Here is a 22,039-nt window from a genome sequence, read left to right on the forward strand (position 1 = left end):
CGCGGTGCGACGGGCGCGCGGGCGCCGCGATCCGGCGCCCTCCAGCGCCGGACGGGACCGTGGCGGAAGGGCCCGCGCGCAGGGGTCAGCGCTGGGGGAAGGTGTACGTGTAGCCGGCCGCGTCGAGGCGGTCGAGCAGCGTCTCCAGCGCCTGCACGGTCTGGCTGCGGTCGCCGCCGCCGTCGTGCATGAGCACGATGGCGCCCGGCTTCAGCTCGCGGTTCACGGTCGCGAGGATGGCGTCCGCGCCGGGGCGGCGCCAGTCGTCGGAGTCGACGGTCCACCCGAGCGGGCGCAGCCCGTGACCGGCGGCGATGGCGCGGATCGCGGGGGAGAAGTCGCCGCCGGGGGCGCGGTAGTACCACAGCGGCGTGTCGCCGGAGCCGGCCGCTCGGGATATCTCGTCCCGGGCGTCGAGTATCTCGTGGCGGTTGTACTCCTCCGACTTGCCGCTCTGCGCCTCGTCGTGGTGGACGGAGTGGTCGCACAGCCGGTGGCCCGCGGCGGCGATCCGCCGCACCAGGTCGGGGTGGGCCCGGGCGTTGGGGCCTATCTCGCAGAAGGTGGCCTTGGCGTGGTGCCGGGCGAGGACGTCGAGGACCTCGGGGGTCCACACCGGGTCCGGGCCGTCGTCGAAGGTGAGCGCCACCGACCTGCCGGGTGCCTCCACGCCGTGCTGGATCGAGGCCGCGGTCACCGTCGTGCCACGGGCGGGGGCCTGGACGGCGGTCCCGTGGGCCCCCGTGCCGTGGGGGGCCTGCGCGCCGTGGCCCGGTGCCTGCGGCCGGCCGGTCCCCGGGGCGGTGGTGCCGTGGTGCGCGGTGCCGTGGTGCCCGGTGCCCGCCGGGGTACGGGCCGCGCCCGGTGCATCGGACGGGGTGCCGGACGGGGTGCCGGGTGTCGTGGAGGGCTTCGCGGCGGGGGCGGACGAGGGCGCGGCGGGGGCGGAGGCACGGACGGAGGGCACGGAGGCGGTCGCACCGGCGCTGCTCATCATGTGCTCCGTGCCACAGGCGGCGAGCGCGGCTCCGGCGAGCGTCGCCGCCGCGGCCGCTCCGAGGGCTCGGGTCGCGCGGGTCGTCAGTGCCACGGTGGTACCTCCTGGGGCCGGCTGCCGGCATGCCGGGCATGCGGATCAGCCCCCCACCGTAGGGGGCGCGCGGCGGCGCGCCCCCGGTCTTTCGGTCATCTTCGGGTCCTTCGTCGGCGGGACCTTGGTCCTATTGGCATGCGCGCGACAAGGTGCCAGGCTACAGGACAGGAAAGTTTCCTAACGGAAGGAGTCCATCGTGCGCAAGCGCCTCGCACTCGCCACCGCCGGTGCCGGAGCCACCCTGCTGGCCGCCCTCCTCACCCCCGCCGCCGGCGCCGCCGGGACGGCCGGGTCCGCGCCCCGCAGCCCCCAGGAGGGCTCCGTCACCGCCTCCCAGTTACTCGCCAAGGTGAACGGCTGCACCCAGATCTCCCACAGCAGGTACCGCACCGACGAGGAGACCTCCGCCACCGTCCCGGTCTGCGGCGCCAACGGCGCCGTCTTCTGGAAGGCCGACATGGACATCGACTGCGACGGCCAGGTCACCGCCCGCTGCAACTGGGACACCGACCCCTGGTTCCAGGACGACACGGCCTTCCACCAGTCGGACGGCCGCCCGCTCAACGCCGAGACGCTCCCCTACGTCGTCGTCCCCAGCCCCAGCGGCACCTGGGACTACCGCGGCGCCGGCATCAAGGGCGGCGGCGTCGTCGCCGTCGTGTACGGCGGCAAGGTCGAGTACGCCGTCGTCGGCGACACCGGCCCCACCGCGATCATCGGCGAGGCCTCCTACGCCACCGCGCAGGCCCTCGGCATCGACCCCGACCCGGAGACCGGCGGGGCCGAGTCCGGCGTGACGTACATCCTCTTCAAGAACTCCTCCGTCACGCCGATCGAGAGCCACGCCCAGGCGGTCTCCCTCGGCGACACGCTCGCCCGCCGGTTCCTCGCGGACAACTGACCCGCCGTCGGCGCCGACGTACGCCGGGCGGCCGATGCGACGCGGCGGACGCCCCCTCCGTGTTGCGCGGCCGCCCCCGGCACGTGATCGTGGGCCGAGGGACACTCCGGCCCGCTCGGGCTTCCGCACCGTGGTCCACACAGGGGTCGCCGCATGAGCACACACGTTGACGTCGTCGTCCTGGGCGCGGGACCCGGCGGGTACGTCGCCGCCATCAGGGCCGCCCAGCTGGGGCTGCGCACGGCGATCGTCGAGGAGCGCTACTGGGGCGGGGTCTGCCTCAACGTCGGGTGCATCCCCTCCAAGGCCCTGCTGCGCAACGCGGAACTGGCGCACATCTTCACCAAGGAGGCCAAGACCTTCGGCATTCGGGTGAACGGCGAGCTCAGCTTCGACTACCGCGAGGCCTTCACGCGCAGCCGCAAGGTCGCCGACGGCCGCGTCAGGGGCGTCCACTTCCTGATGAAGAAGAACGACATCACGAAGTTCGAGGGCCACGGCACCTTCACCGACGACCACACCCTGCACGTCGCGCTGGGCTCCGGCGGCAGCGAGACCGTCACCTTCGACCACTGCATCATCGCCACCGGCGCCACCACCCGGCTGCTCCCCGGCACCTCGCTCAGCGAGCGGGTCGTGACGTACGAGGAGCAGATCATGACGGACACCCTCCCGGGGAGCATCCTCATCGCGGGCGCCGGCGCGATCGGTGTGGAGTTCGCGTACGTCCTGCACAACTACGGGGTGAAGGTGACCCTCGTGGAGTTCCTGGACCGGATCGTGCCGCTGGAGGACGAGGAGGTGTCGGCCGAACTCTCCCGCCAGTACCGCAAGCTCGGCATCGACGTGCTCACCTCGACCCGGGTGGAGGCGATCAACGACGCGGGCGACTCGGTGAAGGTCATGGTGACCACCGGCGGCCAGCGGCAGACGCTCGAGGCCGACAAGGTGCTGCAGGCCATCGGCTTCCAGCCGCGGATCTCCGGCTACGGCCTGGAACAGACCGGCGTCCGGCTCACCGAGCGCGGCGCCATCGACGTCGACGAGTTCTGCCGCACCAGCGTCCCGCACATCTACGCCATCGGCGACGTCACCGCGAAGCTGATGCTCGCGCACGCCGCCGAGGCCATGGGCGTGGTCGCCGCCGAGACCATCGCCGAGGCCGAGACGATGGCGCTCGAGTACGTGATGATCCCGCGCGTCACCTTCTGCCAGCCGCAGATCGCCAGTTTCGGGTGGACGGAGGCGCAGGTCCGCGAGCGCGGGCTCGACGTGCGCGTGGCCAAGTTCCCCTTCACCGCCAACGGCAAGGCGCACGGCCTCGGTGACGCGAGCGGTTTCGTGAAGCTCATCAGCGACGCGAAGTACGGCGAGATCCTGGGCGGCCACCTGATCGGCCCCGAGGTCACCGAGCTGCTGCCGGAACTGACGCTGGCCCAGAAGTGGGACCTCACCGCGGCCGAACTGGCCCGCAACGTCCACGGTCATCCGACGCTCAGCGAGGCCGTGCAGGAGGCGGTCCACGGGCTGGCCGGCCACATGATCAACTTCTGAGCCCGCGGGCGGCGTTCGGCTGTCGCGCCGTCTCGCGCCCTGCGGGCGCAAAGATGCCGGCTGCGGAGGGGAGGGTGGGGGGCCGGGGCTTGTCGGCAGTGTGCGGGTTGATGCGGGGCTGGGGTTCAGGCGCCGGAGCGGGTTGCCTTTCCGCTGGCCTGGGGTCTCGTTGCCGTCAGCGGGTATAGATGGCCGCTTCCACGCCTACTCCCGGTGCTGGGCGCGCCCGCCGTAACCCGCGTCTGCGGCTGCTTCGAGGTGCTGTCGGGAGATCGGGCCCGCTTTCGACGGTATATACGTCGGAACAGAGCCCGATCTTTGCCCGGACGGAGATCGGGCTCTCTTTCAGCGGTATAGCCGTCGAAACAGAGCCCGATCCTCGGATCGGGGAAGCACCCGCAGACGCCGGTTACGGCGGGCGCGCCACCCACGGAGGGTGGGCGTGGTCACCGGCCATCTGCACCCGCGGACGGCAACGAGACCCGAGCCAGACGAACAACCAGGCCCGCTCCGGCGCCTGAACCCCAGCCACGCACCGCCCCGCACACTGCCGACAAGCCCCGAGCCCCCAACCTCCCCTCCGCAGCCGGCCGCTTTGCGCCCGAAGGGCGCGAGACGACGGGACAGCCGAACGACCACCCCACCCCCACCCCACCCCACCCCTACCCCCCTCAGCGCCTGCGGCGCCGCAGGAGGACGACGACCGCCGCCGCGGCAGCCGCAGCCGCCAGACCCGCCACCGCGGCGCGTCGGGCGACGGGGGCGCCGGCGATGCGGAGGAGGTCGAGGGGCTCGTCCTCGGGGCCGGCCGGCGCCGGGGGCGTGGTCTCCGCGGCGTCCTCGCCGACGGCGGCGGGCTGCGGGGCGGCGAGCCGGGAGGCGAGGCAGTCGGCGAACCGGCCGATGATCCGGTCGCCGACCTCGGCCATCACACCGCGGCCGAACTGCGCGGGCCGGCCCGTCACGGCGAGGTCGGTCGTGACCGAGACGACCGTCGCGCCGTCCTTCTCCGTCAGGGTGCCGGTCACCGTCGCCCGCGCCGTGCCCTGGCCGCGGACCTCCTTGCCGCGGGCGGCCAGCACGACGCGGTGCGCGGTCCCGTCCCGCTCCTCGAAGACCGCGGTGCCGCGGTACGTCACCGTCACCGGGCCGACCTTGACCCGCACCGTGCCCATGACGGTCTCGCCGTCGTACTCGTCCACCGTCGCGCCCGGCATGCACGGTGCGACGCGCTCGATGTCCAGCAGCGCCGGCCAGGCCTCCGCCACCGGGACGGGGACCGTGAACTCGTGGTGCAGTTCCATGATCTACTCCTCGTCACACCGGCCTGAGCACCGGAGGGTGGATCGCGCCGGCCGTACCCGACAGCGGGGTGCCGCTGCCGCCCCAGCGCAGCGCGATGATCTCGGCGGCGATCGACACCGCGACCTCCTCGGGGGTGCGCGCGCCCAGGTCCAGCCCGATCGGCGAACGCAGCCGGGCCAGTTCGGCCGGTGCGAGCGTCGTGTCGCGCAGCCGCTTGAGCCGGTCGTCGTGCGTGCGCCGGCTGCCCATCACACCGATGTACGCGGCCGGCCGGCGCAGCGCGACCTCCAGCAGCGGCACGTCGAACTTGGGGTCGTGGGTGAGGACGCACACCACCGTGCGGTCGTCGGTCTCCGTGCCGCCCAGGTAGCGGTGCGGCCAGTCGACGACGACCTCCACGCCCTCGGGGAAGCGCTTCGGGGTCGCGAACACCGGACGCGCGTCGCAGACGGTCACCCGGTAGCCCAGGAACAGCCCGATGCGCGCCACCGCCGCCGCGAAGTCGATGGCGCCGAACACCAGCATCCGCGGCGGCGGGGCGAAGGACTGCAGGAACACCGTCACGTCGTCCTCGCGCCGTTCGCCGTGGCGGCCGTAGTGGCGCTGCCCGGTGGCGCCCTGGGCCAGCTCGCCGCGGGCGTCGTCCGTGACGGCCGCGTCGAGGCCCTCCGAGCCGAGGGTGCCGGCGACCCGGTCCGGCCACACCGTGAGCGTCGCGCCGCGCGGGGCGGGACCGTCGAGCACCGTCGCGGTGACCACCGGCCGGTGCGCGGCGACCGAGGCCGCCACCTCGCCGAAGCCCGCGTCGGTGGCCCGGGACACCGGACGGACCAGCAGGGTGATCTCACCCCCGCAGGTCAGGCCCACCTCGAAGGCGTCGGCGTCGCTGTAGCCGAAGGTGTGCAGCCGGGCCTCGCCCGACTCGACGACCTCCTTGGCCAGTTCGAAGACCGCGCCCTCCACGCAGCCCCCGGAGACGCTTCCCACGACCTCGTCGCCGGGCCCCACCGCCATGGCCGCGCCCGGTCCGCGCGGCGCGCTGCGGCTCACCGCGACGACCGTGGCCAGTCCGAAGGGAGTTTCCGAGGCGTACCAGTCGTCCAGCGCCGGAAGGATCTCACGCACCGTCGGCTCCTCTCACCACGGCGGCCAGACGTTCCAGCGCGCCCAGACTGTGCCCCTCGACGAAGGCGTCGACGCTCGGCAGCGCCGCCGCCATGCCCGCCGCCAGCGGGGCGTACCCCGGCCCGGCCTTGCGCGGGTTGGCCCACACCACGCGGTGCGCCAGCCGTGCCAGTCGCCGCATCTGCCCGGCCAGCAGGGCGGGGTCGCCGCGCTCCCAGCCGTCGGACAGCACCACGACGACCGCGCCGCGCGCCGTCCCCCGCGCGCCCCAGCGGTCCAGGAACGCCCGCAGCGTCTCCCCGAGCCGCGTCCCGCCGCTCCAGTCGGGCACCGCCGTCGCGACCGCGGCCAGCGCCGCGTCCGGGTCCCGGCGCGCCATCTCGCGGGTGACCCGGGTCAGCCGGGTGCCGAGGGTGAAGACCTCGGTGGGCGTACGGCCGCGAGAACCGTGCGCGGCGGCGTGCGCGAAGCGCAGCAGCGCGTCCGCGTACGGGGCCATCGACCCGCTGACGTCCAGCAGCAGCACCACCCGGCGCGGCGTGCGGGCCGGGGCGCGCCGCAGGAGCGCGGCCGGCTCGCCGCCCCGCCGCAGCAACTCCCGCACGGTGCGCCGTGGATCCACCGTCCCGCGGCGCGCCGGACGGCGCCGGGAGGTGCGGCGCGGTTCGCCGTCGAGCGCGAACACCGCCAGCAGCCGGTTCAGCTGGGCCCGTTCGGCGGCGGTCAGCGCGGCGACGTCACGGTGCCGCAGCACCTCCGTCGCGCTGGCGAGCGCGACCGCGGTGGGCCCCGCACCGCCCTCCGCATCGGTGGCGGGCTCCCCGGCGCCGGCCCACGGCACCGCGGGCGGGCGCGGGGGCCGGACCGCCGGACGCACCCGGCGGGGCGGCGGCCGCTCGCCGTCGAAGAAGGCCGCGAAGACCCGGTCGTAGCGCTCCAGGTCGTCCGGGCCGCCGCAGAGCGTCAGGCGTCCCGCCCAGTACACGTCGCGGCGCCGCGACGGGTCGAGCCGGCCGAGCGCGGCCAGGAACGAGGCGACCCGGTCGGGGCCGGCCGGCACCCCTGCGGCCCGCAGGGCGCGGGCGAAGCCCACCACCCCCGCCGTGCCGTCCGCCGTGACCGTGCGCATCGTGCTCACCGCGCCCCGTCCGCCCGCGCGGCGAGGATCCCCGACAGGTCCAGCGAGCGTGCCCGCTGGGCGTCCTCGCGGTACTTGAGCACCGAGCCGAGGGTGGTCATCGCCAGGTCCGCGTCGAGTTCCGTCGCCCCCAGCGCGGCGAGCGCCTCCGCCCAGTCGATGGTCTCCGCCACCCCGGGCGGCCGCACCAGGTCCTGCTCGCGCAGGCACTGCACCACGGCCGTCACCTGCGCCGCGAGGCGCGCCGCCACATGCGGCTGCCTGCGCTGTACGATCGCCAGCTCCCGCTCGAAGCCGGGGTGTTCGAACCAGTGGTAGAGGCAGCGCCGTTTCAGGGCGTCGTGCACCTCGCGCGTCCGGTTGGACGTCAGCACCACCACGGGCGGCGACTGCGCCCGCAGGGTGCCCAGTTCGGGGACGGTGACGGAGTACTCCGAAAGCAGTTCGAGCAGGAAGGCCTCGAACTCGTCGTCCGCGCGGTCGACCTCGTCGACCAGCAGCACCGAGGGGCTGGTCTCCAGGGCCCGCAGCAGTGGCCGTGCCAGCAGGAACCGCCGGCTGTAGAGCTCGCCCTCCAGCGTCTCCGGGTCGCTGACGCCCGCGGCCTCGGCCGCCCGCAGGTGCAGCAACTGCCGGGGGAAGTCCCAGTCGTACAGCGCCTGCGAGGCGTCGATGCCCTCGTAGCACTGCAGCCGGATCAACGGCGCGCCGAGGGCTCCGGCGAGCGCGTGCGCCAGGGCCGTCTTGCCGACGCCTGCGTCGCCCTCGCAGAAGATCGGGCGGTGCAGCGTCAGCGCCAGGTAGCAGGCGACCGCGAGGCCGTCGTCGACCAGGTAGCCGGTCTCCTCCAGCCGGGACCGGATCTCCTCGGGGCCGGAGATCGCCGGCACCGCCCCGACCGCCTCGTCGGCCCGGTCGGCGGCGCGGGCGGCACGGTACGGCGCGGAAGCCGGTCCGGTGGCAGCGGCGGCCGGTCCGCCGGCCGGTCCGGCGCCGGGGGCGGGAGCCGGAGTGCCGGGGCCGTGCGGACCCACCGCCCCGGCGCGGGCCGTCGCCAGGGGGAGCGGCCCGCAGGCGGCGCCCGCCGGGGTGGTCCACCCCGGCGGATTCCCGTGCGCCGGCCAGGTCATGCGCTGCGTCCGCTCCTCATGTCAGCTCCGCGGCGGCGAGGACCGCCCTGCGGGTGAGCACCCGCACCAGGTGCTCCCGGTACTCGGCGGACGCCGACAGGTCGGAGGCGGGCCGGGTGCCATCCGCGGCGCTGCCGGCGGCCGAGGCCACCGCCTCCGGGGCGGCGTCGGCGCCCGCGAGCGCGGCCTCGCAGGCGGTGGCGCGCACCGGCGTGGGCCCCATGTTCGACAGCCCGACACGGCACTCGACGATGTGGCCGTCGTCGCGCCGCACCAGCGCCGCCACCCCCACCACGGCCCAGGCCTGGGCGCTGAGCTGGAACTTCTCGTAGTGGAAGCCCCAGGCGTCCGCCTTGGGCACCCGCACCTCCACCAGCAGTTCGTCGGGCCGCAGCGCCGTCTGCAGGTAGTCGGTGAAGAACTCCCGCGCCGGGAGGGTCCGTTGTCCGTCCGGACCCTGGACGACCAGTTCGGCGTCGAGGGCGAGGACGGCCGCGGGCACGTCCCCGGCCGGGTCGGCGTGGGCGATCGAGCCGCCGATCGTGCCCCGGTGGCGTACCGCCGGATCGGCCACCGTGGCCGTGGCGGCGGCCAGCAGCCCGGCGTGCCGCCGCACCAGGGGGTCGTGCACGACGTCGTGGTGCGAGGTCAGGGCGCCGATGACGAGGTCGTCCCCGTCGACCCGCACCCCGCGCAGGCCGGGGATCCGGCCGACGTCCACGAGCAGTTCGGGGAAGGCGAGCCGCATCCGCAGGATCGGCAGCAGGCTCTGACCGCCCGCCAGCACCTTCGCGTCCTCCCCGGCGAGGGCGAGCTGCCGCACCGCCTCCTCCACGGTGCGGGGCCTGGCGTACTCGAACGACGCGGGGATCATGAGCCGTCCTCCTCCGGCCGTGCGGAGCGCCGCGCGTCCCGCAGGGCCCGCCAGATCCGTTCCGGCGTGCACGGCATCGGCACGTCCGTGACGCCCAGCGGCCGCAGGGCGTCGACCACGGCGTTGACCACCGCGGGGGTCGAGGCGATCGTCCCGGCCTCGCCGACGCCTTTGACGCCCAGCGGGTTGGTGGTCGCCGGCGTCTCGGTGCGGTCGGTGAGGAAGTCGGGCAGGTCGGCCGCGCAGGGCACCAGGTAGTCGGCCATGGTGCCGGAGACCAGGTTGCCCTCCTCGTCGTAGACCGCCTCCTCGAACAGGGCCTGGGCGATGCCCTGGGCGAGCCCGCCGTGCACCTGGCCCTCCACGATCATCGGGTTGACGACCTTGCCGACGTCGTCCACGCACACGTAACTGCGGATGCGCGCCCGCCCGGTCTCGGTGTCCACGTCCACCGCGCACAGGTGCGTGCCGTGCGGGTAGGAGAAGGCCTCGGGGTCCTCCACGTGCTCGGCGTTGATCGTCGGCTCCAGCCCGTCGGGCAGGTCGTGCGAGGTGAACGTCGCGAAGGCCACCTCCTGGATGGTCCGGCGCGCGTCCGGCGAGCCCTTCACCGAGAAGACGCCGCCGGCGAAGTCCAGGTCGTCCTCGCTCGCCTCCAGCAGGTGCGCGGCGACCTTGCGGGCCTTGTCGACCACCTTCCGCGCGGCGCGGTGCACGGCGACGCCGCCGACGACCAGCGAGCGCGAGCCGTAGGTGTCCATGCCCTGCGGCACCGTGCGGGTGTCGCCGTGCAGCACCTCGACGTCCTCGAAGGGCACGCCGAGCACGTCCGCCGCGATCTGGCTCCAGCTCGTCACATGGCCCTGCCCGTGCGGGCTGGTGCCGGTCAGCACCTCCACCTTGCCCGTCGGCAGCATGCGGATCGACGCCGCCTCCCAGCCGCCCGCGCCGTAGCGCAGGTCGCGCAGGATCCGGCTGGGCGCGAGCCCGCACATCTCCGTGTACGTCGACACGCCGATGCCCAGCCGCACCGGGTCGCCGCGTTCCTGCCGCTCGCGCTGCTCGGACCGCAGGTCGGCGTAGCCGAAGAGGGCGAGCGCCTTGTCCGTCGCCGACTCGTAGTCCCCGCTGTCGTAGGTGAGCCCGCCGATGGTGGTGTAGGGGAACTCGTCGTGGCCGATCCAGTTGCGGCGGCGCACCTCCACCGGGTCCATGCCGAGTTCGGCGGCGAGTTCGTCCATCATGCGCTCGATCGCGAACGTCGCCTCGGGGCGGCCCGCGCCGCGGTACGCGTCGGTGGGGGTCTTGGTGGTGAAGACGCCCGTGCAGGTGAAGTCGTAGGCGTCCATCTTGTAGATGCCGGGGAACATGAACGCCCCGAGCAGCGGGACGCCCGGCGTCACGATCATCAGGTACGCGCCCATGTCGGCGAGCAGGTCCACCTTCAGGCCCAGCAGCCTGCCGTCGCGCGTCGCGGCGAGTTCGAGGTCCTGGATCTGGTCACGTCCGTGGTGGGTGGCCAGGTACCCCTCCGAACGGGACTCCGTCCACTTCACCGGGCGGCCCAGCTTCCGGGCGACGGCCAGGCCGATCGCCTCCTCGCCGTAGACCTGGAGCTTGGAGCCGAAGCCGCCGCCGACGTCCGGCGCGACGACCCGCAGCCGCTGCTCGGGGATGCCGGTGACGACGGCCATCATCACCCGCACGATGTGCGGGATCTGCGTCGCGGAGTAGAGGGTGTACTGGTCCGAGGTGTCCGGCGGGACCGCCACGACGGCCCGCGGCTCCATGGCGTTGGGGATGAGCCGCTGCTGCACGAAGCGCCGGCGCAGCACCACGTCGGCCCGCTCGCGCACGGTGGCGTAGTCCTCGCCGGTGGCCAGCGGCCAGGTGTAGCAGCGGTTGGTGCCCTTGTCGGCGTGGACCAGCGGGGCGCCCTCGGCGAGCGCCGCCTCCATGTCGAGGACCGGGGGCAGCGGCTCGTAGTCGACGTCGATCGCCTCCAGCGCGTCGGCCGCCGCGTAGCGGTCGCGGGCGACGACGACCGCGACCGGGTCGCCGGTGTGGCGGACCTCGTCGACGGCGACCGGCGGGTGCTCGGGCAGCACGATGTCCTCGGTGACGGGCCAGGCGCAGGGCAGCGACCCGAGCCCCTCGGCCAGGTCGCGGCCGCTGTAGGCGGCGACGACCCCCGGCCGTTCGAGGGCCGGGGTGACGTCGATCCGCTCGATGCGGGCGTGCGCCATCGGGCTGCGCAGGATCGCGATGTGCAGCAGCCCCGGGACGCTGATGTTGTCGGTCCAGGTCGTCCGGCCGGTCACCAGCCGGGCGTCCTCCTTGCGGACCCGGGCCCGGCCGACCTCGGGTTCGCGTCCGGTCAGCTGGTCGGTCATACCGGCGCCCCGCTCCCGGCCGGGCTCGGCGCGGCGTGCTCGGCCACGGCGCCGGGCTCCGGCGCCTGGTGGCGGCCTTCCTCGGCGGCGGCCGCCAGCACGGCGCGCACGATGTTCATGTAACCCGTGCAGCGGCACAGGTTGCCCTCCAGACCCTCGCGGACCTCCTCGGGCGTGGGGTCGGGGTTCTCCCGCAGCAGGTCGCGGGCGGCCATGATCATGCCGGGCGTGCAGAAGCCGCACTGCAGCGCGTGCTGCTCGTGGAACGCCCGCTGCAGGGGGTGCCACTCGCCGTCGGGGGAGGCCAGCCCCTGGATCGTCGTCACCTCGCCGCCGTCGGCCTGTACGGCGAGCACGGAACAGCTCTTCACGCTCGCGCCGTCGAGGTCCACCGTGCAGGCGCCGCAGTTCGTGGTGTCGCACCCGATGGGGGTACCGGTCAGGCCGAGCCGGTCCCGCAGGTAATGGACGAGCAGGAGGCGGGGCTCCGCCTCGTCCTCGTAGGCCGTGCCGTCCACCTTCACCGAGATGCGGGTCATGAGGCCTCCCAGAGGCGCCGCGTGGCGATTCCCCCGTTCTGCTCCGATACGCGCAACTGTAAGTCGCGCCCGGGGACAACGCGACGCCTCGGACGCGAGTTCCACGGGCCTCTTGTGCTCGGATATCCGAGGTGTAATGTTAATTACATGATTACGACCGAACAGTTGGAAGCCCTGCGTGGCTGGCTCGCCGGGCGGCTCCCCGACGGACTGTTCGAGGCGCTCGTGGAGGTCACGGTCGACCGCGAGGAGATCACCGTCGTCGGCCGCATCCCCGCACCGGAGGTCGCCGTCGGCGCGTCACCCGTCGAACGCGAGGCCGCGTTCGACGGACGCGTCGCCGAGTTCCGGGAGCGCACCCGCGAGGACCGCGTCGCCGTCGCCCGCGAGGCCGAGCACCGCTTCGGGCGCAAGGTCTCCTGGGGCGTGGAGTGCGGCGGGCGCCGGGCCCTGTACACCACCGTCTCCGTCCCCGTCATGACCCGGCTCCGCCAGCCCGAGCGCCAGGTCCTCGACACCCTCGTCGCGGGCGGCGTCGCCCGCAGCCGCAGCGAGGCCCTCGCCTGGTGCGTGCGCCTCGTCCGCGCCAACACCGACACCTGGCTCGGCGACCTGCGCGACTCCCTGGAGCAGGTCCAGCGCGTCCGCGCCCAGGGCCCGGACCGCGCCGCGCCGCCCGCCGAGGACGACTGACCGCCCGGCCCCGACGAGGGGGCGTGCGACGCGGGGCCCGAGGCCGGCCGCGGGCCCGCCGGGGACCCGATTGCCCCGAAGGGCGGTGCCCTGGTGGGTGGTTCGGGCGCCGGGGAGGGCGGGCGGCCGCGTCGTCCCCCACGCAGCCGGAGCGCCGTGGGAGAGCCCGTCACCCGGGAGGGGCACCTGCGCCCGTGGGCCGTACGGGTTAGATTCAAAGGCGTGCTGCGCATCGTGGACGGCAGGAGCGGGGAGCCCGTGGAACTCGACCCGGGGCGGCGCGTGCCGCTTCGGGTGCTGGCGCACACCGGCGCCGCGGGCGGGAGGACGACGGCGCTGCGGGTGCTGCTGGTGGCGGACGTGCTGGCCCGTGCCGTGGAGACCCATGGCGGGCAGGTGCTGGTCGCCTCGGTCGGCCCGGCCGATCCCGCACTGGACGCTGCCGCCGCGGCGCTGGGCATCGGGCCCCGCGCGGCGCGCGGGGACGACGTCCGCGAGGCGGAGGCGGCGCTCGCGGGCCCGGCCCGGGTGCACGTCGCCCCGACGGGCACCGGGACCGGCGGCCTCCGTCTCGACGTCGCGCAGGTTCACCCGGACGAAGTAGCCGCGCCCGGCCCCGCCGTACGGCTCGCGCTGCTCCGGCTCGACCGCAGGGCGCCCGCGGACCTGTCCGCGCCGGTACTCGACGGGGCCGACGCCGGTCTGCGGCGGTGGCGCGGCGCGGTGGCCCGCTGGGCCGAGTCGCCGTCGAAGCCGATGTGCGCGCAGTACGTCGAACGCCTCCAGGCCGCCCTGGACGCGGACCTCGACACCGCCGCCCACCTGGCCGTCCTCGACCGGCTGGAGGAGGAGGCCGCCCTGCCCGACGGCTCCCGCTTCGAGACGTTCGCCCGGGCGGACCGGGTGCTGGCCCTGGAGCTGAGCGCCGAGGTCGGCGGGGTGCGGTCGTGAAGCGACGCGCGGAGGCCGGTCCGCGACGCCTCGTCGTGCTGCGGCACGCCAAGTCCGCCTGGCCCCCGGACGTCCCGGACCACGACCGCCCGCTCGGCCCCCGCGGCCGCCGCGACGCCCCCGCCGTCGGCCGCTGGCTGCGGGAGAGCGGACACACCCCCGACCTGGTGATCTGCTCGACCTCCCGGCGCACCCAGGAGACCTGGGAACTCGCCGCCGCGGCCCTGGGCGCCAAGCGGTCCGTGCCCGTTCGCCTGGACGAGCGGGTCTACGCCGCCACCGCCCGCGCCCTGCTCGACGTCCTGCGCGAGGCCCCCGAGGACGCCGGGTCCCTGGTGCTGGTCGGCCACAACCCGGGGGTCCAGGACCTCGTCCTCCGCCTGACGGGCCAGGCCCGCGCCGACGCCCTGCTGCGAGCCGCCGACAAGTTCCCGACGTCCGCCCTGGCCGTCCTCACCTGGTCCGAGCCGTGGTCCGCCCTCGCCCCGGAACGCGCCCGCCTCGAGGACTTCGCCGTCCCCCGCGGCTGATCCCCGGAGGCTGCGGGGGAGGGGCGCGCGGCTCGTCCGGCTGCTTCGCCCGCCGTGTGACGGGGACAACGTGCCGCGGCGGCGGTGGCGTGGCAACCGCATCCGCGCGGGTCACCCCAGCCCGGGAGCCGCGTGCGCGGCGGCGGCTGTCTCGGGCGGCGGGTGTCCCGGCTGGCGGGCCCGGCTCGGGTGGCCTCCTCCGCCGCCCGGCTCGCGGTGCGCAGGTGAAGCGTCGTGGCGCCGCTGCGGCGGGTCACGGTGTGCCGGGGGCGTACTGCCCGCGCTGCCGGAGGTGCCACCGGCGCCGTGGCGTCGACCGCCCGGGCCCCGTCCCTAGGCCGAGGCCGCCAGCGCGGCGGTCGTCGCGACCGCGAGGCGGTCGAGGTAGCGGGGGGTGAGAGGGGAGCGGAGGACCGCGAGGCGCCAGTAGAGGGGGCCGGCGATGAGGTCGAGGGCGAGGTCGCGGTCCGTGCCGGCGGGCAGCTCGCCGCGCTCGGCGGCGGCGTCGACGATGGCGGTGGCGATGCCGCGCTGGGTGTCGCGCAGCGCGGTCTGCAGTGTCGCGGCGATCTCGGGGTTGCGGGAGGCCTCCGCCAGCAGGTCGGGGATGATCTGCGAGGCGACGGGGTGCCGCAGCGCCCGCGCCGTCACCTCCAGCAGCATCCGGATGTCGCCCAGCAGGCTGCCCGTGGCGGGCGCCGGGACGCCGACGGCCGCGACGGCGGACACCACGTCGAGCACGAGCGGCAGCTTGGAGCGCCAGCGCCGGTAGACCGCGGCCTTGCCGACGCCCGCGCGGCGTGCGATGCCCTCGATGGACATCCGCCCGTACCCGACCGCGGCGAGCTCCTCGAAGACGGCCGCCCGGATCGCCTCCGTGACATCGTCTCGGAGCACTGCCGCCCCGGCGGGGGCGCGTCGTGGGGGTGCGGTGTCCGGTGCCATGTCCGGCAGCCTACGCGACGACGGGACGGAACGGTTGCGTTCCAGCGCCCGTGTGGTCTAACGTCCTGGTAACGACGATACGGTTTCGTTCCGTCCGCGCACAAACGGCCCCCTCGCGCATCACCCCCCGAACGGAAGCGCCCCCCTCGTGAGCCTTGACATCGAGTCCTCCTCAGCGGCGCCCGCGCCGCCCGGCGCCCCGGCGCCGTCCCCCGCAGAACTGGCGGCCAAGCACGGCCTCACGGTCAGCGGGGCCCGTCCCGGGCTGGGCGCCTACGTGCGGCAGCTGTGGGGACGCCGGCACTTCATCACCTCGTACGCCACCGCCCGTGTGTCGGCCCAGTACACGCGTGCGCGCCTGGGGCAACTGTGGCAGGTGCTGACCCCGCTGCTCAACGCGGCAGTGTACTACCTGATCTTCGGCCTGCTGCTGGGCACCGACCGCGGCGTCGACAACTACATCGCGTTCCTGGTCACCGGCATCTTCGTCTACACCTTCACCCAGTCCTCGGTGATGGCGGGCGTCCGTGCGATCTCCGGCAACCTCGGCCTGGTGCGGGCCCTGCACTTCCCCCGGGCCAGCCTGCCGATCGCGCAGACGATCATGCAGCTGCAGCAGCTGCTGATGTCGATGCTCGTGCTCGTCGCCATCGTGCTCATGACCGGCGAGGTGCCGGGGCCGTCCTGGCTGCTGGTGTTCCCGGCGCTCCTGCTGCAGTCGGTCTTCAACGCGGGTTTGGCGCTGGTGATGGCGCGGCTCGGCAGCAAGATGACCGACCTCGCGCAGCTGATGCCGTTCATCCTGCGCACCTGGATGTACACCTCCGGCGTCATGTACAGCATCAGCCACGTGGCGGCGCACGCGCCGCAGGCCGTGAAGATCCTGCTCGGACTGAACCCGGCGGCGGTCTACATCGACCTGATGCGCTTCGCGCTGATCGACAGCTTCACCTCCGAGCAGCTGCCGCCGCACGTGTGGGCGGTCGCCCTGGGCTGGGCCCTGGTCATGGGCATCGGGGGCTTCGTCTGGTTCTGGAAGGCTGAGGAGAGGTACGGCCGTGGCTGAGCGCATCCCCACCGTGATCGTGGACGACCTGCACATCGTGTACCGGGTGCACGGCGCGGGCGCCGGCCGCGGCACCGCGGTCAACGCCCTGACGCGGCTGGTCCGCCGCAAGGGCGGCAACCCGAACGTCCGCACGGTGCACGCCGTGCGCGGCGTGAGCTTCACCGCCTACCGCGGCGAGTCCATCGGGCTCATCGGCTCCAACGGCTCGGGCAAGTCCACCCTGCTCAAGGCCGTCGCGGGGCTGCTGCCCGCGGAGAGCGGCAAGGTGTACACCCAGGGGCAGCCCTCGCTGCTCGGCGTCAACGCCGCCCTGATGAACGACCTGACCGGCGAGCGCAACGTCATGCTCGGCGGCCTCGCGATGGGCATGTCGCAGGACGAGGTCAAGGAGCGCTACGAGCAGATCGTCGAGTTCTCCGGCATCAACGAGAAGGGGGACTTCATCTCCCTCCCGATGCGCACCTACTCCTCCGGCATGGCGGCCCGGTTGCGCTTCTCGATCGCCGCGGCCAGGAGCCACGACGTCCTCATGATCGACGAGGCGCTGGCGACCGGTGACAACCGGTTCCGCAAGCGCTCGGAGGCGCGGATCCGCGAGCTGCGCAAGGAGGCCGGCACCGTCTTCCTGGTCAGCCACAACAACAAGTCGATCCGCGACACCTGCGACCGCGCCATCTGGCTGGAGCACGGCACGCTGCGGATGGACGGCCCGACCGACGAGGTGCTCAAGGCCTACGACGCGTTCACCCAGGGGAAGTGACGCCGCCCGGCGCGAGCCGGGCACCGGTGCCAGACTGAGGAACGGACACCGGGACCACGGCAGCACCGGGCACGCACGCAGGCCAAGGAGACCGCCATGCTCACCACCCAGTACGTCAACGGCGCCCCGAACTGGATCGACCTGGGCAGCCCGGACCCCGGGGCGGCGGTCTCCTTCTACACCGGGCTCTTCTCCTGGGAGGCGCAGTCCCTCGGGCCCGAGGCCGGCGGCTACGGCTTCTTCCGCCTCGGCGGGAAGACCGTGGCCGCCTTCGGCCCGCTCAGCGAGGAGGGCGTGCGGTCCTCCTGGACGCTGTACTTCCAGACGGCCGACGCCGACGCCACCGCCAAGGCGGTCGAGCAGGCGGGCGGGACGGTGCGCCTCCCGCCCTTCGACGTCTTCACCAACGGCCGGATGGCCGGCTTCACCGACCCCGGGGGAGCCGAGTTCGCCGTGTGGCAGCCCCGCGACACCAAGGGCCTCGACGTGGTCACCGAGCCGGGCAGCTTCGGATGGGCGGAGTTGTACGCGCCCGACGCGGCCGCCGCCGGCGCCTTCTACGGCGCGGTCCTCGAGTGGCAGGCGCAGGACGTGCCGCTCGGCACGACCCGCTACAGCGTGCTGTCGACCTCGGGCGGCGGCCGGGAGGCGTCCCTGGGCGGGATCGTGGAGATCACCGACGCGATGAGGGCCGCCGGTGTCACCCCGCACTGGCTGCCCTACTTCGAGGTCGAGGACGCCGACGCGGTGGTCGCCGAGGCCGCGCAGCTCGGCGGGAAGGTCGTCAAGGCACCCCAGCACGCCGAGGGCGTCGGGCGCTTCGCGCACCTCGCGGACCCCTTCGGCGCGCTGTTCGCGGTCATCACCAGCCAGCCGCGGCGGAGCTGACGGCGCGGCAGGAGCCGGTGACAGGGCCGCGCCGGGGGCGGCGACGGGGCGGTACGGGGCCACTGTCAGTGCCCGCTGCAAGACTGGGAGCGACCAGGGCACAGCACCCCGTCGAAGGAGCACACCATGCTCAACACCAACTACGTACCCGGCGCCCCCAACTGGCTCGACCTGGGCACTCCCGACGTCGAGGCCTCGGCGGCCTACTACCGCGAGGTCTTCGGCTGGGACTTCCGGTCGGCCGGACCTGAAGCGGGCGGCTACGGGATGTTCCGGATCGGCGACCGCACCGTCGCCGGCATCGGACCGAACAACCAACCCGGCGCCACCGCCGCGGCCTGGGAGCCGTTCTTCCAGACGGCCGACGCCGACGCCACCACCAAGTCCGTCGAACAGGCCGGCGGAGCCGTGCGGTTCTCCGCCATGGACGTCTTCGACCTCGGGCGGATGGCGGCCTACGCCGACCCGACCGGGGCCCGGTTCTGCGTGTGGCAGCCGGGCGCCAACAAGGGCCTGGACGTCGTCGACGAGCCCGGCTCGCTGTACTGGACGGAGCTCTTCACCCCCGACGCGCCCTCGGCACTGGCCTTCTACCGCGCGGTCTTCGACTGGAGGACCGAGGACTCCCGGATGCCCGGCATGGTCTACACCCTGGTCTCCCCGGCGGGCGGCGGCGAGAGCGACGCCCACGGCGGCGTCATGCAGCTCGACGAGGAGATGCTCGCCGCGGGCGCCGGCGCGCACTGGCTGCCGTACTTCGCGGTGGCCGACTGCGACGGGACGCTGGCCAAGGCCGTCGCGGCGGGCGGCACGGTGCGCCTCCCCGCGGTGGACGTGCCGGAGGTCGGGCGCTTCGCGCAGGTCGTCGACCCGCAGGGCGCGGCGTTCGCCGTCATCACGCCCGCGCCGACCGCGGCCTGAGGGCGCGCGCGGCGGCTACTCCGGCGGTGTCGGGGTGTCGTGGCGGGAGAACATGGCCTGGACGTCGAGCTCCAGCTTGATGGTCGGGCCCACCACCGCGATGCCCCGCGCCAGCATGCTCTGCCAGTTCAGGGTGTAGTCGTCGCGGTGCAGTTCGGCGGTGGCGAGGGCCGCGCAGCGCAGCTCCTCACCGTAGCCGCCGGTGGCCATGCCCAGGTAGTCGGTGTCCAGGGTCACCGACCGACTGACGCCGTGCATGCTGAGGTGGCCCTGGACGGCCCACCGCGAGCCGCCCTGGTGCACGAAGCGGTCGCTCGCGAAGCGGATCCAGGGGTGGGCGGCCACGTCGAGGAAGTCCGCGGAGCGCAGGTGGCCGTCCCGGGTCCGGTTTCCGGTGTTGATGCTCGCCGCGTCGATGGTGATCTCGACGTGGGAGTCCTCCATGCGCTCCGCGACGCGTATCCCGCCCGTGAAGCGGTCGAAGCGGCCGTGCACATGGGCCATGCCGACGTGCTTGGCGATGAACCGGACGGCCGTGTGCGGCGGGTCGAAGAACCAGGCGCCCGGCGGCGGCAGTTCGCGCTCCGGCGAGGGCGTCAACCGCACCGCGCCGACGGGGGACTGGAGCCCCTGCGCGATCTGCACGGTGCCCCGGTAGGGCTGCATGCCGTCCGCGCCGATCATCACGGTGTAGTGCCCGGGCGGCAGGGTGGCCAGGAACGTCCCGTAGGGATCGGTGGTGGCCGTCACGCGCGGGAGGCGGGTGCGGGCTTCGGACACCGTGACCTCGGCACCGTCCAACGGCCGGCCCGAGGGGTCGAGCACCTGACAGCTGATCAGTCCCGCACCCTCGGCGATCGGTGGCAACAGCCCGGGATTCGTGCCGCCGTTGACCGTGCGATTGCGCCGAAAGAGTGCGAAAACCATGCGATCACCTTAGATGGTGAATCCACGCAAGTGTCAATTCGCCCTCAGGTGTCCAGCCAGTGCCGTCGTCCCAGGTGGATCAGGTACAGCTCTTTGCGGGCCCGCTCGCCGACCCGCTCCTCGGTCGCGGTGTCGCCGGCCGGTGCCTCCATGAAGGCGATCGCCGTCATCAGCATGCGGTCGACGTACAGTTCGGCGAGCATGCGGACGTCCTCGGGCGCCCAGCCGTGCGCGACGGGCTGCGCGCCGAGCGCCTCGGCCACCTCCCGGGCGAACAGCGAGAGTTCGGTGGCGATGGCCTCGCGGACGGCCTGCACGCCGCCGTGCCGCTCGCGGGCGATGAAGCGGATGTGCGGCCGGTGGTCGCGCACGTGCAGGGCGATCAGCCGGACGGAGCGGGCGATGACCTCCTCCGCGTCGTCCTGCTCGGCCATGATCGCCTGGATCATGCCGTGCAGACTGCCCAGCGACTCGGCGACCAGGGCCACCCCGAGGTCGCCCATGTCGCGGAAGTGCCGGTAGAACCCGGCGGGCGCGACGCCCACTTCGCGGGTGACCTCGCGCAGTCCCAGGCTGCTCAGGCTCTGGTTCTCCAGCAGGCGCAGGCCCGCGTCGAGGAGGGCCCGCCGGGTCTGCTGCTTCTGGGCCTCACGGGCCCCGAGGGTGTGACTCATGTCATCCAGTAAACAGCTGTTCGCCGAGTTGCGCGACAGTAGACTTCCGACTCAGTGAACAACTGTTATTTCAGTTGTTCACTGAGTCGACGTCCGCACCCGTCGGCCGACGTCCGCAGCCCGCAGTGCCATCCGGCAACCGAGAAAGGCACCCGCCCGTGACCCTCCTCGTCGTCCTGGTCGCCATGGGGATCCTCCTGGGCACCGTCTCGTACACCCCGTTGCCCGTCTTCTTCGTCGCGGTGGGCGTGGTCGGTGCCTGGCTGCTCACGTTCTACGTCCGCGAGCGCGTCGCACACCACCGCCACCGCTGATCCCACGTCTCCCAGGGGGGAACCCACCCATGGACTCCTACGCATCCGCCCACGAGCGCGAACTGCGCGCAGCGAAGGCCCAGTCGGGCTCGGACGGCTCCGACGGCATGGCCGTCGCCGCGTTCGTGCTGGGCCTGGTCGGACTGCTGGCCTTCAACATCGTGCTCGGCCCCTTCGCCCTGATCCTCGGCGGCGTCGCGCTCGTCCGGGGCACCCGGCGTCCCGTACGGGCGATCGCCGGTCTGGTGCTCGGCGCGGCCGACCTGATGGTGCTGGTCGTGCTCATCACCATGAACCGCGGCTTCATCTGGCCGTTCGGCCTCTGACCGCGGGGGTCAGGGACGTCGGGGTGCCTTCCCGCGGGGGGTGCCCTTCGGCCCGTCGGGCGCCGTGGCGTCGGACCCGGCGGGTGAGAGCGCGGCGAGGAGCCGCAGCTTCTCGTCGCTGTCGCTGCCCTTGTCGGGGTAATAGAGGACGAGGATGACGTCGTCGATGGCGAGTTTCTCGCGGTGGAGGCGCAGTTCGCCGACGACGGGGTGGTTCACCGTGGTCGTGCCGCCGTCCAGCGTGCGGACGTCGTGCCGGGCCCACAGGGTGCGGAACCGCTGACTGGACAGCGCGAGCTCCCCGACCAGCTCGACGAACCGTGGGTCGTCGGTGTCGTCCCCGATGGTCGTGCGCAAGGCGGCCACGAAATCGGCGGTGGCTCTCGTCCAGTCCTGCTGGAAGGCCTGCTCCTCGGGATCGAGGAGGAGGGAACGAAGCCGGTTCTCGCCCGGCCGCAGACGGGGGGAGAGCGCGACCGCCATCGGGTTGGAGGCCAGCACGTCGAAGGCGCGCCCCTCCACGAACGCGGGGATCTGCAGGTGCGCGAGCAGCTCGTGCACCCGCTGCGGTACGTGCTCGGGCCGCCTGCGGCGCGGCGCCCTCGGGCGTGCCGCCGTCAGGCCGAGCAGATAGGCGCGCTCGACGTCGTCGAGCCGCAGCACCCGCGCGAGCGCCTCGAGGACCTGCGGCGAGGGGTTCTTGTCCCGGCCCCGCTCCAGGCGCAGGTGGTAGTCCGGGCTGATCCCGGCGAGCAGGGCGACCTCCTCACGGCGCAGCCCGGGCACGCGCCGGTTGCCGCCGGGCGGGAGGCCCGCCTGGGCCGGGGAGACCAGCTCGCGCCGGGCGCGGAGGTAGCCGCCGAGCCGGTTGCCGGATTCCTCGTCGTTCATACCGCCACCGTAATGCGGTCCGCGCGCCGCGAAGGGGGACCTGGCAGGACCAGGGAGGACGGGGGCTCTGCCGGGTCCGGCGGACACGTTCGAGACTT

The 22,039-nt window shown here is 73.9% G+C and carries 23 protein-coding genes; 11 read left to right on the forward strand and 12 right to left on the reverse strand.

The features are described from left to right. Nucleotides 1–85: 85 nt before the first annotated feature. Nucleotides 86–1,090, reverse strand: a complete 1,005-nt coding sequence (locus tag ACFZAU_RS31185; RefSeq protein WP_500554922.1) for a polysaccharide deacetylase family protein — start codon at nucleotides 1,088–1,090, stop codon at nucleotides 86–88. Nucleotides 1,091–1,289: 199 nt separating this feature from the next. Here ACFZAU_RS31185 and ACFZAU_RS31190 point away from each other — a divergent pair, with 199 nt between their 5' ends. Both ACFZAU_RS31190 and lpdA read left to right on the forward strand, forming a co-directional pair. Further along, nucleotides 1,290–1,994, forward strand: coding sequence for a glycoside hydrolase family 75 protein (locus ACFZAU_RS31190; protein ID WP_500554923.1), 705 nt, complete (start codon nucleotides 1,290–1,292; stop codon nucleotides 1,992–1,994). A 153-nt stretch (nucleotides 1,995–2,147) separates the two neighbouring features. After that, on the forward strand, nucleotides 2,148–3,548 hold the full coding sequence (lpdA, locus tag ACFZAU_RS31195; protein ID WP_500554924.1) for a dihydrolipoyl dehydrogenase: 1,401 nt from the start codon (nucleotides 2,148–2,150) through the stop codon (nucleotides 3,546–3,548). 671 nt (nucleotides 3,549–4,219) lie between these two features. Here lpdA and ACFZAU_RS31200 read toward each other — a convergent pair. From ACFZAU_RS31200 to ACFZAU_RS31230, 7 genes are read right to left on the reverse strand one after another with little or no spacing between them, the layout of a single operon-like run. Continuing rightward, nucleotides 4,220–4,852: an SRPBCC family protein gene (locus ACFZAU_RS31200; RefSeq protein ID WP_500554925.1), complete on the reverse strand. Its 633-nt coding sequence runs from the start codon at nucleotides 4,850–4,852 to the stop codon at nucleotides 4,220–4,222. A 13-nt stretch (nucleotides 4,853–4,865) separates the two neighbouring features. Beyond that, nucleotides 4,866–5,978 carry an XdhC family protein gene (locus ACFZAU_RS31205; protein WP_500554926.1) on the reverse strand — a complete coding sequence of 371 codons (1,113 nt, stop codon included), beginning with the start codon at nucleotides 5,976–5,978 and terminating at the stop codon, nucleotides 4,866–4,868. Beyond that, entirely contained in the window at nucleotides 5,971–7,107 is a 1,137-nt protein-coding gene (locus ACFZAU_RS31210; protein ID WP_500554927.1) for a vWA domain-containing protein, read from the reverse strand. The genes ACFZAU_RS31205 and ACFZAU_RS31210 overlap by 8 nt, the downstream gene beginning before the upstream one ends. A gap of 5 nt (nucleotides 7,108–7,112) precedes the next feature. After that, on the reverse strand, nucleotides 7,113–8,246 hold the full coding sequence (locus tag ACFZAU_RS31215; protein ID WP_500554928.1) for an AAA family ATPase: 1,134 nt from the start codon (nucleotides 8,244–8,246) through the stop codon (nucleotides 7,113–7,115). 16 nt (nucleotides 8,247–8,262) lie between these two features. Then, a complete protein-coding gene (locus ACFZAU_RS31220; protein ID WP_500554929.1) occupies nucleotides 8,263–9,120 on the reverse strand; it encodes an FAD binding domain-containing protein in 858 nt (285 codons plus the stop codon). Continuing rightward, nucleotides 9,117–11,513: a xanthine dehydrogenase family protein molybdopterin-binding subunit gene (locus ACFZAU_RS31225; RefSeq protein WP_500554930.1), complete on the reverse strand. Its 2,397-nt coding sequence runs from the start codon at nucleotides 11,511–11,513 to the stop codon at nucleotides 9,117–9,119. The genes ACFZAU_RS31220 and ACFZAU_RS31225 overlap by 4 nt, the downstream gene beginning before the upstream one ends. After that, nucleotides 11,510–12,052, reverse strand: coding sequence for a (2Fe-2S)-binding protein (locus ACFZAU_RS31230; RefSeq protein ID WP_500554931.1), 543 nt, complete (start codon nucleotides 12,050–12,052; stop codon nucleotides 11,510–11,512). The genes ACFZAU_RS31225 and ACFZAU_RS31230 overlap by 4 nt, the downstream gene beginning before the upstream one ends. A 147-nt stretch (nucleotides 12,053–12,199) precedes the next feature. On the opposite strand from ACFZAU_RS31230, the gene abmR reads away from it, so the two are divergent. The 3 genes from abmR to ACFZAU_RS31245 all read left to right on the forward strand — a co-directional run bounded on the left by abmR (nucleotide 12,200) and on the right by ACFZAU_RS31245 (nucleotide 14,226). Continuing rightward, the gene (gene abmR, locus ACFZAU_RS31235) at nucleotides 12,200–12,745 is read left to right on the forward strand and encodes an ATP-binding transcription factor AbmR (RefSeq protein WP_500554932.1); all 546 of its coding nucleotides are present in this window, start codon (nucleotides 12,200–12,202) and stop codon (nucleotides 12,743–12,745) included. 222 nt (nucleotides 12,746–12,967) lie between these two features. Beyond that, a complete protein-coding gene (locus ACFZAU_RS31240; RefSeq protein ID WP_500554933.1) occupies nucleotides 12,968–13,696 on the forward strand; it encodes a hypothetical protein in 729 nt (242 codons plus the stop codon). After that, complete coding sequence (locus ACFZAU_RS31245; RefSeq protein ID WP_500554934.1) at nucleotides 13,693–14,226, forward strand: SixA phosphatase family protein; 534 nt, start codon at nucleotides 13,693–13,695, stop codon at nucleotides 14,224–14,226. The genes ACFZAU_RS31240 and ACFZAU_RS31245 overlap by 4 nt, the downstream gene beginning before the upstream one ends. Nucleotides 14,227–14,559: 333 nt before the next feature. Here ACFZAU_RS31245 and ACFZAU_RS31250 read toward each other — a convergent pair whose 3' ends face one another. After that, nucleotides 14,560–15,171: a TetR/AcrR family transcriptional regulator gene (locus ACFZAU_RS31250; protein WP_500554935.1), complete on the reverse strand. Its 612-nt coding sequence runs from the start codon at nucleotides 15,169–15,171 to the stop codon at nucleotides 14,560–14,562. A gap of 148 nt (nucleotides 15,172–15,319) precedes the next feature. Here ACFZAU_RS31250 and ACFZAU_RS31255 point away from each other — a divergent pair, with 148 nt between their 5' ends. The 4 genes from ACFZAU_RS31255 to ACFZAU_RS31270 all read left to right on the forward strand — a co-directional run bounded on the left by ACFZAU_RS31255 (nucleotide 15,320) and on the right by ACFZAU_RS31270 (nucleotide 18,809). Continuing rightward, nucleotides 15,320–16,237, forward strand: a complete 918-nt coding sequence (locus ACFZAU_RS31255) for an ABC transporter permease (RefSeq protein ID WP_499604180.1) — start codon at nucleotides 15,320–15,322, stop codon at nucleotides 16,235–16,237. Continuing rightward, nucleotides 16,230–17,000 carry an ABC transporter ATP-binding protein gene (locus ACFZAU_RS31260; protein WP_500554936.1) on the forward strand — a complete coding sequence of 257 codons (771 nt, stop codon included), beginning with the start codon at nucleotides 16,230–16,232 and terminating at the stop codon, nucleotides 16,998–17,000. The genes ACFZAU_RS31255 and ACFZAU_RS31260 overlap by 8 nt, the downstream gene beginning before the upstream one ends. 96 nt (nucleotides 17,001–17,096) lie before the next feature. Next, the gene (locus ACFZAU_RS31265; RefSeq protein WP_500554937.1) at nucleotides 17,097–17,888 is read left to right on the forward strand and encodes a VOC family protein; all 792 of its coding nucleotides are present in this window, start codon (nucleotides 17,097–17,099) and stop codon (nucleotides 17,886–17,888) included. A 126-nt stretch (nucleotides 17,889–18,014) separates the two neighbouring features. After that, nucleotides 18,015–18,809, forward strand: coding sequence for a VOC family protein (locus tag ACFZAU_RS31270; RefSeq protein WP_500554938.1), 795 nt, complete (start codon nucleotides 18,015–18,017; stop codon nucleotides 18,807–18,809). Between the two features lie 15 nt (nucleotides 18,810–18,824). Here the strand turns inward: ACFZAU_RS31270 and ACFZAU_RS31275 are convergent, their stop codons facing one another. Both ACFZAU_RS31275 and ACFZAU_RS31280 read right to left on the reverse strand, forming a co-directional pair. Then, a complete protein-coding gene (locus ACFZAU_RS31275; protein ID WP_500554939.1) occupies nucleotides 18,825–19,736 on the reverse strand; it encodes a YceI family protein in 912 nt (303 codons plus the stop codon). Nucleotides 19,737–19,780: 44 nt separating this feature from the next. Next, on the reverse strand, nucleotides 19,781–20,410 hold the full coding sequence (locus tag ACFZAU_RS31280) for a TetR family transcriptional regulator (protein WP_500554940.1): 630 nt from the start codon (nucleotides 20,408–20,410) through the stop codon (nucleotides 19,781–19,783). A gap of 158 nt (nucleotides 20,411–20,568) precedes the next feature. On the opposite strand from ACFZAU_RS31280, the gene ACFZAU_RS31285 reads away from it, so the two are divergent. Together ACFZAU_RS31285 and ACFZAU_RS31290 are read left to right on the forward strand one after the other, a co-directional pair. Next, nucleotides 20,569–20,724 carry a hypothetical protein gene (locus ACFZAU_RS31285; protein ID WP_500462325.1) on the forward strand — a complete coding sequence of 52 codons (156 nt, stop codon included), beginning with the start codon at nucleotides 20,569–20,571 and terminating at the stop codon, nucleotides 20,722–20,724. Between the two features lie 29 nt (nucleotides 20,725–20,753). Beyond that, nucleotides 20,754–21,050 carry a DUF4190 domain-containing protein gene (locus ACFZAU_RS31290; protein ID WP_500554941.1) on the forward strand — a complete coding sequence of 99 codons (297 nt, stop codon included), beginning with the start codon at nucleotides 20,754–20,756 and terminating at the stop codon, nucleotides 21,048–21,050. A 9-nt stretch (nucleotides 21,051–21,059) separates the two neighbouring features. On the opposite strand, the gene ACFZAU_RS31295 is transcribed toward ACFZAU_RS31290, so the two are convergent. Continuing rightward, nucleotides 21,060–21,941, reverse strand: a complete 882-nt coding sequence (locus ACFZAU_RS31295) for a helix-turn-helix transcriptional regulator (protein ID WP_500554942.1) — start codon at nucleotides 21,939–21,941, stop codon at nucleotides 21,060–21,062. Nucleotides 21,942–22,039 lie beyond the last annotated feature (98 nt).

The organism is Streptomyces sp. NPDC008238 (genome assembly GCF_042956445.1).
In the GTDB taxonomy this organism is placed as follows: Bacteria; Actinomycetota; Actinomycetes; order Streptomycetales; family Streptomycetaceae; genus Actinacidiphila.